Source organism: Pseudomonas imrae (assembly GCF_046352735.2).
In the GTDB taxonomy this organism is placed as follows: Bacteria; Pseudomonadota; Gammaproteobacteria; order Pseudomonadales; family Pseudomonadaceae; genus Aquipseudomonas; species Aquipseudomonas imrae.
On the sequence record NZ_CP110853.2, the window covers coordinates 2,617,655 to 2,629,638 of the forward strand.

Consider the following 11,984-nt stretch of genomic DNA (forward strand, 5'->3'; position numbering starts at 1 on the left):
CCAGGTACTAGGATCGCCCCATCGACGCAGGATGGTGGAGTTCGGCATGCCGGCATGGCGCAATATCAGTTTATGGATGGAGCAACTGGAAGAGCCGCTGGTGGCGCGCTCATCCCTGGAGCACGACCTGGATGTTGACGTGGCCATTATTGGCGCGGGCTTTACCGGGCTGTGGACCGCCTATTACCTCAAGTGCCACGCTCCTGCGTTGAACATCGTCATTATCGAGGCTCACACTGCGGGGTTTGGGGCGTCAGGCCGTAACGGCGGCTGGTTGATGGGCAATCTGTTGGGCGAAGACCGCTTGCTCGCCGGCCTGACGCCGGAACAACGGCGTGCCTCATTCGATTTGCTGCACGGCATCCCCGACGAGGTGGCGCGTGTCCTTGAGCGTGAAGGCCTCGATTGCGATTTTCGCAAGGGCGGGGCGCTGTACTGCGCTGCGCGGTATCCCGAGCAGGAAAGCAGCCTGCGCCAATATCTCGCCAAGCTGCACGCCCAGGGCCTCACCGAAGACGATTATCGCTGGCTGAGCCCCGCGCAGTTGGCGGAGCAGATTCGTATCGCCAAACCGTATGGCGGCATCTACGCCCCCCATGTCGCAACGATTCATCCCGCCAGGCTCGTGCGCGGCCTGGCGCGGATCGTCGAGGGCATGGGCGTGAAGATCCATGAAAACAGCCCGGTCACTCACTGGCAACCCGGCAGCTTGCGCACCGACAAAGCCCAGGTTCGCGCGGCCTGGGTGGTGCCGGCCGTCGAGGGCTATGCACCGACCCTGGCCCCGTTGGGCCGCTATCAGTTGCCGGTACAGAGCCTGATCGTCGCCACCGAGCCATTGCCGGCCGGTACCTGGGAGGAAATCGGCTTGAGTCACGGGCAGGCTTTTGGGGAGAGCAGCCGCCAGGTCACCTATGGCCAGCGCACCGTTGACAACCGCCTGGTGTTTGGCGCCCGTGGCGGTTATCAGTTTGCCGGCAGGCTGCGGCATAACTTCGACCTGACTGACAGCGAAGTGCAGTTGCGCCGCTATCTGTTCAGTGAGTTGTTCCCTCAACTGCAGCACGTGCGCATCACCCACTCGTGGGGCGGCAACCTGGGTATGTCGCGGCGCTTTCGGCCACACATGCTGTGCGACCGGCAAAACGGCATCGCCTTGTCTGGCGGCTACGGCGGTGAAGGTGTCGGCGCCAGCAACCTGGGCGGGCGGACGCTGGCGGACCTGATCCTGGGTCGCGAAACAACGCTTATCCAGCAACCGTGGGTATTCAACGACGCGGGATTGAGCGCCCTCAAGGCCTGGGAGCCTGAACCCTGTCGCTGGCTGGGCTATAACGCGATGATTCGCAGCTTTGTCCACGAAGACCAGATCCTGGCCAACCCCGACACCGCTGCATGGCGGCGCAGGCTGGCCAGCGGGGTTGCCGGATTCATGGAAGGGTTCATGCGCTCGCAATAGGTCCTGAAGAAAAACGCTATATCATAAAGGTGGATTTTGAAATTAATGGAATAGCTTGATTGCAAAGCACTCGGCGGCGTCCACTTACCCTGTCGAGCCATACTTTATGGCTCGACAGTCTCTGAAATTCCATGGGATGACCTCTCGGCTCATTTGAATCAATACAACAATTATCGTCATGGGTTATCCAAGTCATGGCCCAACGACTGAATAAACAGCGAAAACAACTCCGGCTGTGATGAGATATCCAACTTGGCGTACAGATGCCGACGGTGAACCTTGACCGTGTCCGGCGAGATGTTCAGCCGTTCGGCCATGGCTTTGGAAGAGAAACCGCGCAATACCAGGCGAGCGATTTCCAGTTCGCGATCCGACAGCACGCCGCTGCCAAAATGACTCAATGCATCGCGGATCTGGCTGGCCATCGCGTTGCTGGCCGGTGCGCGCCATGTGCTCTGCTGCCAATGCTGTTGCATCAAGGGCACTACCCACGCGGCCACTAGCGTCATCAGGCCAGCTTCATCCGCGCTGAACGGCCGTTGCATCCCCAATGACAGCGACAAAGTACCCGCGCCTGGCAGTTGCAGGATGAACTGCAGCTCATCTTCAAGCACATTGTCATGGAAGTAGTTGAGGAAGTACTCACTCTGGCGAAAATGGTCCGGCGCTACTTCCTCAAGGCGATACACGCCACTGGCGTAGCCTTCGCGACAGGCCTGGTAAAACGGGTCCAGCAGGTACAACCCATTGAGATAAATCAGCATCGACGCGGGCTTGCTGCTCGGTTGCGCGTCGTATTCCTCCAATGCCTGGGGTGGTCCGTCAAGAGGATAGAAGATCGCCAGGGCGTTATCGAACGCGAGGTTCTGGTGCAGCAAAAGCACCAGTTGCTTCCAGAAGCGCTCAGTGCCGATCTGCGCCACGGTACGGCCCAGGCCTGCATGCATGCCGATATCGCTGAACAGGCTCATGGACGATGCTCCGATGGTGAAAATCTCGGGCAAGGGTTCGGCTTTTACCGGATGCCGTCAAGGGGAGTACTCCAATAGGGGAATTGGCCTGGGCCCTGGCAAGGCTTAGTTTGCGTGACAGTCAGCGGGAAACATACCCGCATTACCCGCACCGCATCCCTTTTTCGTTTCTGCCTCAAACCAAGAATAAACAAGAGGATAACGATATGAGTGCTTCACCTGCGCCCGATGGTGTGTTGAAACCTACCTTGAGTGTGTTCGATGTCGTAGCCATCACCGTATCTGCGGTGACCCCGGCCAGTTCCGTATTTGTCATCGCCCCGTTTGCAATCCAGCAAGCGGGCAGCGGGGTGTTCCTGGCGTTCGTGATGGCTGGGCTGCTCGCCCTGATGTTCGCCTTTTGTTACGCAGAACTGGGCCGCGCCCACAACAGCGCTGGCGGTGAGTATGTGTACACCAAGCGCGTGTTTGGCGGCATGGCCGGGTATGCGACGTTCCTGACCGTGCTGGTAATGCTGCTGTTCATCCCGCCGGTGTTGGCGACCGGCGCGGCGACTTACCTCAATAATGCCTTGGGCACGCAATTTGACTCACAAACCGTGGCCCTGGTGATCGTGGTCTGCAGTTACGCTCTGGGCATTTTGAATATCAAGCTCAACGCATGGATCACCGGAACCTGCCTGCTATTGGAAGTCGCAGCCTTGCTGGTGATCGTGTTTATCGGCTTCGGCAACCCGGTGCAGCCCGTCAGCGTGTTGTTGCAACCCCAGATCGTCGAAAACGGAGTCTTGCACCTGGCGCCCTGGGCCCTGGTGATCGGCGCCATCGGTATTGGTCTGTTCTCGTTCAACGGCTACGGCTCGGCGGTGTTGCTGGCCGAGGACATGAAATGTGGTGGCAGAGGTGTACCCAAGGCAGTGTTGTGGTCGCTGGGGCTGGTGGTCGTGATCGAACTGGTGCCCATCACTGCGCTATTGATCGGTGCGCCGTCGTTGAGCGAAATGATCAGCAGCCCCGACCCCATCGGCTACCTGCTGACCAGCCATGGCAACGAAACCCTTTCACGATTGGTCAGCGCCGGGATCTTCCTGTCAGTATTCAATGCCATTGTCGCTATCGTTATCCAGATCGGTCGCGTGGTGTTCAGCAGCGGTCGTGATGCGCTGTGGATACCGACCATCAACCGACTTTTTACCCGGATACACCCGCGCTGGGATTCGCCGTGGCTGGCCACCTTGTTCCTGGCGGTACCTTCGGCGTTGCTCAGCTTTAGCTCCAACCTGGCGGACCTGACTTCCTTCAGTGTGCTGCTGATTATTCTGGTGTACCTGGTGGTGGCGCTGAGCGCGTTGATGAGCCGGGTGCTGCTGCGTGATCGCGAGCATCCTTATCGCATGCCGCTCTGGCCGCTTCCGGCATTGCTGGCCATCGCGGGAGCCGGCTATCTGCTGTTTACCTTGTTCCTGGAAGCTTCTGTCAGGGACATCATGATCATCGTCGGCCTGCTGGCCCTGTCGGTGATCCTGTATTGCATCAGCGGCCGGACAAGCCCGGCGTTTCAGAAACTGTGAGGAGTGGTTATGCGTGCACGTCAATTGGGGATCACGCTGGGGCTGGGTACACCCGGCGCATTGAATGCAATTACCGATGTTCCAGGTGTGCGGGTCGGCCACAGCACAGTCAGGGAGCAGGTCGAGGGCAAGCAAGTCCGCACCGGAGTGACGGTGATCCAGCCCCGCGCAGGCGCGGCGCGGCACCAACCGTGTTTTGCCGGTTATCACGTACTCAACGGCAACGGAGACGCCACCGGCCTGGAATGGATTGCCGAGGCCGGCTTGCTGACTACGCCGTTGGCGATCACCAATACCCACAGCGTCGGCATCGTGCGCGATACGCTGATTGCGCTGGAGCGCGAACAACTGGCGGATCCGGCGGTGTATTGGTGTATGCCGGTGGTGATGGAAACCTACGACGGCCTGCTCAATGACATCTGGGGCCAGCACGTTGGTCCGCAACACGTACTCCAGGCTTTGAACAGCGCCGAGTCGGGGCCGGTTTCGGAGGGGGCTGTAGGGGGTGGCACCGGAATGATCTGCCATGAATTCAAGGGCGGCATCGGCAGCGCATCGCGCAAATTGCCGGCGGAGCAGGGCGGCTGGACCGTCGGGGTGCTGGTACAGGCCAATCATGGCAAGCGCGAGGAGTTGCGGGTCGATGGCTACCCGGTGGGCCGACACTTGATGGAAATTCCTTCACCGTTCGCCGAGCGCGGGACGCCGGGCATGGGCTCCATCGTGGTGATCATTGCGACTGACGCACCGTTGCTGCCCCACCAGTGCCGGCGCCTGGCGCAGCGGGCGTCCATCGGCATCGCTCGCACCGGCGGCGGGACCGAAGATTCGAGCGGCGATCTGTTCCTGGCATTTGCCACGGGCAACCGGGATTTACCGCCCGCAGATTATGGGCGCAAGAATTTACCCCTGAGCACGCCGCTGAGCATGGTCAACAACGATCATATTTCGCCGCTGTTCAGCGCGGCGGCGCAAGCGGTGGAGGAGGCGATCATCAATGCAATCCTGGCTGGAGAGGACATGCATACCGAGGACGGGGTCCTGGTGCCGGGGCTGGATCCACGCACCTTGCTTGACGCATTACGTCGGACGGGCTGGCACACCGGTTCATCAGTTGACAGCTGTCATTAATAGTTAAATAACAAACCCAACTACGCTAATGACACGGTGGCACTTTGTAAGTGATACCCTCTCAATATATTGGATCCATTAAAGCTCGAAGTGTGAGGTACTTAACACTTGGGGCTTTAGGGTTATTTAATATTTAAATAAAGGTCTTGCCGTCACGCGGGCCAATAATGAGGAATATATAGGCAGCTTTCCAATGTTTGCTGGAATTATTCGTTCGCCGCACTTTTTAATGTAAAAAACTGCTGGACGGGTGATTTCAAATTGTGTCAGTTTTCTTTCGCCTTCATAAGAGGCGAATGATAGGGCGATCTCGCCAGAGAGCGTTGCTATCGGACAAAAACTTTTCCACTTGCAAACAAGGAAGTACGTTTATGTCGAAAGTTAAAGAGAAAGCTATCGTATCGGCGGCTCAGGCAAGTACCGCTTATGCGCAGATCGATAGCTTCAGCCATTTGTATGACCGCGGCGGCGATCTTACAGTCAATGGCAAACCGTCCTTTTCCGTCGATGAGGCAGCGGACCATCTACTGCGCGATAACGCGGCGTATCGGGACGTGGACGGCAACGGCAGGATCGATCTTACCTACACCTTCCTGACCTCGGCCTCCTCGGCGACCATGAACAAACATGGCATCTCCGGGTTCAGCCAGTTCAGCAGCGTACAAAAAGGCCAGGCGGTGCTGGCCATGCAATCCTGGGCCGATGTGGCCAACGTGACGTTTACCGAGCGAGCCTCTGGCGGCGACGGGCACATGACGTTCGGCAACTACAGCGCGGGCCAGGATGGCGCGGCGGCTTTTGCCTATCTGCCGGGCACCAATGAAAAGTACAACATGAGTGGCCTGGATGGCTCCTCCTGGTACCTGACCAACAGAAGCTATACGGCCAACGTCAATCCAGACCTGAACAATTACGGTCGCCAGACCCTGACCCACGAGATCGGCCATACCCTGGGCCTGGCGCACCCTGGCGATTACAACGCCGGGACCGGCAACCCTTCCTACGCCGACGCGGATTATGGACAGGACACGCGCGGCTACAGCGTCATGAGTTACTGGGGCGAAAGCAACACCGACCAGAACTTCACCAAGGGTGGGGTCGGGGCCTATGCATCGGGGCCGCTGATCGACGATATCGCCGCGATCCAGCAGCTCTACGGCGCCAATTACAACACACGCGCCGGTGACACCACCTACGGCTTCAACTCCAACACCGGGCGTGATTTCCTCAGCGCCAGCTCCAACGCCGACAAGCTGGTGTTCTCGGTATGGGACGGTGGCGGCAATGACACCCTGGACTTCTCCGGTTTCACCCAAAACCAGAAAATCAACCTGAATGAGACCTCGCTCTCTGATGTTGGTGGCCTGGTGGGCAACGTTTCCATTGCCCAGGGCGTGACGGTCGAAAACGCCTTCGGTGGCTCCGGCAATGATCTGCTGATCGGCAATGCTGCGGCCAACACCCTCAAGGGCGGGGCCGGCAGCGATCTGATCTACGGCGGCGGCGGCGCCGACAAACTGTGGGGCGGCGCGGGCTCGGATACCTTTGTGTTCGGTGCCAGCTCGGATTCCAAGCCCGGCACGGCTGATCAGATCCTCGACTTCACTTCGGGATCGGACAAGATCGACCTGACCGGGATCACCAACGGGGCGGGCCTGAACTTCGTCAATGCGTTCACCGGCGCGGCCGGCGATGCAGTGCTCAGCTATGCCTCGGGCACTAACCTGGGCACCCTGGCGGTGGACTTCTCCGGGCACGGCATGGCGGATTTCCTCGTCACCACCGTTGGCCAGGCAGGGTTCAGCGACATCGTGGCTTGATCCAGGCCTAAGGAGAGCGGCGCCCCGGCGCTGCTCTCTCCTTGCAACACCCCCGTAAACGGGTAATGGTGATGAACAAATATCGCAATGCAATCGCCTGTTTGATCCAGGCATTGCTCGTGTCGGCAGGAGCCAACGCAATGGCAAGCAGTCTCGTTTTACCCAGCGCCGCACAATTGGCCGGGCATTGGCAATTGCACCGGCAAGAGCAGGTCTGTGGGCTGGACCTGATTGAAGCTGCCAATGCACTGGGCGGTGATGTCGATTGCGCCGAACAATGGCTGGGGGATAAACCCATTACCTGGTTGCCCACACCCGACGGGATATGGCTGATGAATGCCGAAGGCACTGGCATTACCCACTTGAATCGACTCAAAGAAGATGAATATAAAGGTCGCAGCCACTTGGGCGTTGAACTTGTATTGCAGCGCGCACCATAAATAACAAAACAGTTATATCGTTATAACCAGTGACCGAAGAGTCACTTTGAATTCGAGTCTGTCAGTTTTACGCAATTGTAGTAGTTGCCGGCTCCTGAACAGGGCTGTCCGGCAGACTATTGTGCGCGTCTCAGCTTAGGGAAGATTAAGCAACATGGCGAAGACCACTCCCGCTGCACCCTTGTTCAAGGCCCTTGGCGATTACAAAAGTATCCTGGTCAGCGTCGGTTTCTTTACGGCACTAATCAATATGCTGATGCTGGTGCCGTCTATTTACATGCTGCAAGTTTACGACCGGGTATTGTCGTCGCAGAACGAAACCACGCTGGTGATGTTGACGTTGATGGTGGTGGGTTTCTTCGCCTTTATCGGCGCATTGGAAGTGGTGCGCAGCTTCATCGTGATCCGCATCGGCAGCCAGTTGGAGCGGCGTTTCAATCTCAAGGTCTACAAGGCCGCGTTCGAGCGCAATCTGCAACGGGGCGAAGGGCATGCCGGGCAGTCCCTGGGGGACTTGACCCACATCCGTCAGTTCCTCACCGGTCCCGCGTTGTTCGCCTTCTTTGATGCCCCGTGGTTCCCGATCTACCTGGCAGTGATCTTTTTGTTCAATGTCTGGCTCGGCGTGCTGGCCAGTGCAGGCGCGGTGTTGCTGATCGCCTTGGCCTGCCTGAACGAATACCTGACCAAAAAGCCCTTGCGCGAAGCGAGTAGCTATTCCCAGCAGTCAACGCAACTGGCGACCAGCCACTTGCATAACGCCGAGACGATTCAGGCCATGGGCATGCTGGGAGCGCTGCGCAACCGCTGGTTCCAGGTGCATTCACGGTTTCTCGGCTTGCAGAACCAGGCCAGTGACACCGGTTCAGTGATCAGCTCCTTGAGCAAGTCCCTGCGCCTGTGCCTGCAGTCGCTGGTGCTGGGCCTGGGGGCCTTGTTGGTGATCAAGGGCCAGATGACGGCCGGAATGATGATCGCCGGCACGATCCTGATGGGCCGGGTGCTCAGCCCTATCGATCAATTGATCGCGGTGTGGAAACAATGGAGTTCGGCCAAGCTCGCCTATCAACGCCTGGACGGCCTGTTGCAGGAATTCCCGCCATCGGCAGAAGCCATGGCGTTGCCAGCGCCCAAGGGGCAGGTGAGCTTCGAGCAGGTCAGTGCCGGGCCGCCCGGTCGGCGGGTCGCTACCTTGCAACAGGTCAGCTTCAGCCTGGCGCCGGGCGAGGTGCTCGGCGTGCTGGGTGCTTCCGGCTCGGGCAAGTCGACACTTGCCCGGGTGCTGGTGGGGGTGTGGCCGGCGCTGGCTGGCACGGTGCGCCTGGACGGGGCAGATATTCATCGTTGGGACCGCGACGACCTGGGACCGCACATCGGCTATTTACCTCAGGACATCGAGCTGTTCAGCGGCAGCATCGCCGACAACATCGCGCGCTTTCGCGAAGCCGATCCCGAGCGCGTGGTGCAGGCCGCGCGGCAAGCGGGCGTTCACGATCTGATCCTGCGCCTGCCGCAGGGCTATGACACGGTGCTGGGGGATGACGGTAGCGGCCTGTCCGGTGGCCAGAAACAACGGGTCGCCCTGGCGCGGGCGCTGTATGGCGGGCCACGCCTGATCGTTCTCGACGAGCCTAACTCTAACCTCGACACCGTCGGCGAGGCCGCGCTGGCCAGCGCCATCATGCAGATGAAAGCCCAGGGCAGCAGCGTGATCCTGGTCACACATCGCTCTTCGGCCCTGGCCCAGGCCGACAAGTTACTGGTGCTCAACGAAGGCCGCCTGCAGGCGTTCGGCCCCAGCCAGGAAGTACTCAAAGCGCTGTCGGGGCAGCAGGAGCCGCCTCGCGAAAAGGCCGGTGTCAGCCTGAGCCGTCAGTATCCCGCCGCAAGGAACCCAGGCCAATGAGCATCGACAGCAGTCTTCAACTTGAGCCGGTCCACGGGGAACGTGATGCGCGCTTCTTTGCCCGGATGGGCTGGCTGCTGACTGTAGTCGGCGCCGGTGGTTTTTTCCTGTGGGCCAGCCTTGCGCCGCTGGATCAGGGGGTTACTGTGCAGGGCACGGTGGTGGTGTCTGGCAAGCGTAAAGCAGTACAAACGTTGAGCCCCGGAGTGGTGAGCCGGATTCTGGTGCGCGAAGGCGAGGTGGTGAAGCAGGGCCAGCCATTGTTTCGGCTTGACCAGACGCAAAACCAGGCGGACGTCCACTCGCTGCAAGCCCAGTACCGGATGGCCTGGGCCAGCGTCGCCCGTTGGCAGAGCGAGCGCGATAACCTGGCGGGCATCACGTTCCCCACCGAACTGAGCAGCAACCCTGATCCGGCCCTGGCGCTGGTGCTTGAAGGCCAGCGCCAATTGTTCAGCAGTCGCCGCGAAGCCTTTGCCCGTGAGCAAGCGGGGATCCGCGCCAGTATCGAGGGCGCGAATGCCCAGCTCAACGGTATGCGCCGGGCCCGCAGCGACCTGAACGCACAGGCGCAATCGCTGCGTGATCAGTTGAACAACCTGCAACCCCTGGCCGACAACGGCTATATCCCGCGTAATCGTCTGCTCGAATATCAACGTCAACTGTCCCAGGTGCAGCAGGATCTGGCGCAGAACAGCGGTGAAAGCGGGCGCATCGAGCAGGGCATCCTCGAGTCGCGCTTGAAGCTGCAGCAACACAGCGAGGAATACCAGAAGGAAGTGCGCAGCCAACTGGCCGATGCGCAATTGCGCAGCTTGACCCTGGAGCAGCAACTGACATCGGCCGGTTTCGATTTGCAGCACAGCGAAATCAATGCCCCGGCGGACGGTATCGCGGTCAACCTCAGCGTGCATACCGAAGGCGCAGTGGTGCGTGCCGGGGAAACCTTGCTGGAAATAGTGCCTCAAGGCACGCGCCTGGAAGTGGAGGGGCATCTGCCAGTCAACCTGGTGGATAAGGTCGGCACCCAGTTGCCGGTAGATATTCTCTTCACCGCCTTCAACCAGAGCCGTACGCCACGGGTGCCGGGGCAGGTGAGCCTGATTTCCGCCGACCAGATGCTCGATGAGAAAACCGGCGCGCCGTATTACGTGCTGCGTACCTCGGTCAGTGACCAGGCCCTGGCAACACTGCAGGGCCTGGTGATCAAGCCGGGAATGCCCGCCGAAATGTTTGTGCGTACCGGCGAGCGCTCGCTGCTCAATTACCTGTTCAAGCCGTTGCTGGATCGCGCCGGCTCTGCGTTGACCGAGGAATGAGCATGGCTTTGAGTTTTCACAGACAGCTGTTGGTGGCGGTGTTGCTCGGTTGCAGCAGCGCCCAGGCGGCCATGGGGCCGTTCGATGTCTACGAACAGGCATTGCGTAACGACCCGGTATTCCTCGGCGCCGTCAAGGAACGTGATGCCGGCCTGGAAAATCGCATTATTGGCCGCGCCGGGTTATTGCCCAGGCTGTCGTACAACTACAACAAGGGCCGCAACAACTCCCAGGCCACCTTGCCCGATGGGCGTGGTGGCAATTATCACGACGATCGCAACTACAACAGCTACGGCTCCACGTTCACCCTGCAACAACCGTTGTTTGACTACGAAGCCTATGCCAGCTACCGCAAAGGTGTGGCGCAGGCACTGTTTGCCGACGAGAGTTTTCGTGACAAGAGCCAGGCGCTGCTGGTGCGCGTGTTGACCTATTACACCGAGGCGCTGTTTGCCCAGGATCAGATCGATATTGCGCGCGCCAAGAAAAAAGCCTTTGAGCAGCAGTTCCAGCAGAACCAGCACTTGTTTGAGCAAGGCGAGGGCACACGCACCGACATTCTGGAGGCCGAGTCCCGCTATGAATTGGCTATCGCCGAGGAAATCCAGGCGTTGGACGAACAGGACGCGTCGCTCAGGGAGTTGGGGGCCTTGCTCGGTGTACCGAGTGTCGACATCGCTGATCTGGCACCGCTGAATGAAGATTTTGCGGCCTTCACCCTGGCGCCGGCCAATTACGACAGCTGGCATGAGTTGGCGATCGCCAACAACCCGACGCTGGCCTCTCAGCGCCAGGCCGTGGAAGTGGCGCGCCAGGAAATTGCGCGCAACCGTGCCGGGCATTTGCCCACCGTTACCGCTTACGCCAGTTCGCGCCAGCAAGAGTCCGACAGCGGCAATACCTACAACCAACGTTACGACACCAACACCATCGGTATCGAAGTCAGCCTGCCGTTGTATGCCGGAGGTGGCGTGTCTGCCTCCACCCGCCAGGCCAGCCGTGCGATGGAACAGGCCGAGTATGAGCTGGAAGGCAAAACCCGCGAGACCCTGATCGAACTGCGCCGTCAGTTCAGCGCCTGCCTGTCGGGCGTGAGCAAGCTGCGGGCCTATCAGAAAGCCCTGGCTTCGGCGCAAGCGCTGGTGGTGTCGACCAGACAGAGCATCCTCGGGGGCGAACGGGTCAACCTCGACGCACTCAACGCCGAACAGCAATTGTTCAGCACTCGCCGCGACCTGGCTCGGGCGCGCTACGACTACCTGATGGCCTGGACCAAATTGCATTACTACGCCGGCAACCTGCGCGACACCGACTTGGCCAAGGTGGACGAGGCGTTTGGTCCTGCGCAGCGTTGATGACGGGGTGCA

At 59.8% G+C, this 11,984-nt stretch carries 9 protein-coding genes; 8 read left to right on the forward strand and 1 reads right to left on the reverse strand.

Going from position 1 to position 11,984, the window contains the following annotated elements; translation table 11 throughout:
- The first annotated feature begins 46 nt into the window (after window positions 1-46).
- A complete protein-coding gene (locus OQ460_RS11655) occupies window positions 47-1,459 on the forward strand; it encodes an NAD(P)/FAD-dependent oxidoreductase (protein ID WP_410017643.1) in 1,413 nt (470 codons plus the stop codon).
- Between the two features lie 176 nt (window positions 1,460-1,635).
- Here the strand turns inward: OQ460_RS11655 and OQ460_RS11660 are convergent, their stop codons facing one another.
- Complete coding sequence (locus OQ460_RS11660; RefSeq protein WP_410017644.1) at window positions 1,636-2,430, reverse strand: helix-turn-helix transcriptional regulator; 795 nt, start codon at window positions 2,428-2,430, stop codon at window positions 1,636-1,638.
- 206 nt (window positions 2,431-2,636) lie between these two features.
- Between OQ460_RS11660 and OQ460_RS11665 the strand changes: the two genes are divergently transcribed.
- The 7 genes from OQ460_RS11665 to OQ460_RS11695 all read left to right on the forward strand — a co-directional run bounded on the left by OQ460_RS11665 (window position 2,637) and on the right by OQ460_RS11695 (window position 11,972).
- Entirely contained in the window at window positions 2,637-4,001 is a 1,365-nt protein-coding gene (locus OQ460_RS11665) for an APC family permease (RefSeq protein ID WP_410017645.1), read from the forward strand.
- A 9-nt stretch (window positions 4,002-4,010) separates the two neighbouring features.
- A complete protein-coding gene (locus tag OQ460_RS11670) occupies window positions 4,011-5,132 on the forward strand; it encodes a P1 family peptidase (protein WP_410017646.1) in 1,122 nt (373 codons plus the stop codon).
- A 371-nt stretch (window positions 5,133-5,503) separates the two neighbouring features.
- A complete protein-coding gene (locus tag OQ460_RS11675; protein WP_410017647.1) occupies window positions 5,504-6,952 on the forward strand; it encodes a serralysin family metalloprotease in 1,449 nt (482 codons plus the stop codon).
- Between the two features lie 71 nt (window positions 6,953-7,023).
- Window positions 7,024-7,392, forward strand: coding sequence for an AprI/Inh family metalloprotease inhibitor (locus tag OQ460_RS11680; RefSeq protein ID WP_410017648.1), 369 nt, complete (start codon window positions 7,024-7,026; stop codon window positions 7,390-7,392).
- Window positions 7,393-7,546: 154 nt separating this feature from the next.
- The gene (locus tag OQ460_RS11685) at window positions 7,547-9,298 is read left to right on the forward strand and encodes a type I secretion system permease/ATPase (protein WP_410017649.1); all 1,752 of its coding nucleotides are present in this window, start codon (window positions 7,547-7,549) and stop codon (window positions 9,296-9,298) included.
- A complete protein-coding gene (locus OQ460_RS11690) occupies window positions 9,295-10,617 on the forward strand; it encodes an HlyD family type I secretion periplasmic adaptor subunit (RefSeq protein ID WP_410017650.1) in 1,323 nt (440 codons plus the stop codon). Before OQ460_RS11685 ends, OQ460_RS11690 begins: the two co-directional genes overlap by 4 nt.
- Window positions 10,618-10,619: 2 nt before the next feature.
- Complete coding sequence (locus tag OQ460_RS11695) at window positions 10,620-11,972, forward strand: TolC family outer membrane protein (protein ID WP_410017651.1); 1,353 nt, start codon at window positions 10,620-10,622, stop codon at window positions 11,970-11,972.
- The last annotated feature ends 12 nt before the right edge of the window (window positions 11,973-11,984 follow it).

What these genes read in the sequence shown, in the direction of transcription:
- OQ460_RS11690 (WP_410017650.1), top strand. Translation starts at nt 9,295, where the DNA reads ATGAGCATCGACAGCAGTCTTCAACTTGAGCCGGTCCACGGGGAACGT.
- OQ460_RS11665 (WP_410017645.1), top strand. Translation starts at nt 2,637, where the DNA reads ATGAGTGCTTCACCTGCGCCCGATGGTGTGTTGAAACCTACCTTGAGT.
- OQ460_RS11675 (WP_410017647.1), top strand. Translation starts at nt 5,504, where the DNA reads ATGTCGAAAGTTAAAGAGAAAGCTATCGTATCGGCGGCTCAGGCAAGT.
- OQ460_RS11655 (WP_410017643.1), top strand. Translation starts at nt 47, where the DNA reads ATGCCGGCATGGCGCAATATCAGTTTATGGATGGAGCAACTGGAAGAG.
- OQ460_RS11670 (WP_410017646.1), top strand. Translation starts at nt 4,011, where the DNA reads ATGCGTGCACGTCAATTGGGGATCACGCTGGGGCTGGGTACACCCGGC.
- OQ460_RS11660 (WP_410017644.1), bottom strand. Translation starts at nt 2,430, where the DNA reads ATGAGCCTGTTCAGCGATATCGGCATGCATGCAGGCCTGGGCCGTACC.
- OQ460_RS11685 (WP_410017649.1), top strand. Translation starts at nt 7,547, where the DNA reads ATGGCGAAGACCACTCCCGCTGCACCCTTGTTCAAGGCCCTTGGCGAT.
- OQ460_RS11680 (WP_410017648.1), top strand. Translation starts at nt 7,024, where the DNA reads ATGAACAAATATCGCAATGCAATCGCCTGTTTGATCCAGGCATTGCTC.
- OQ460_RS11695 (WP_410017651.1), top strand. Translation starts at nt 10,620, where the DNA reads ATGGCTTTGAGTTTTCACAGACAGCTGTTGGTGGCGGTGTTGCTCGGT.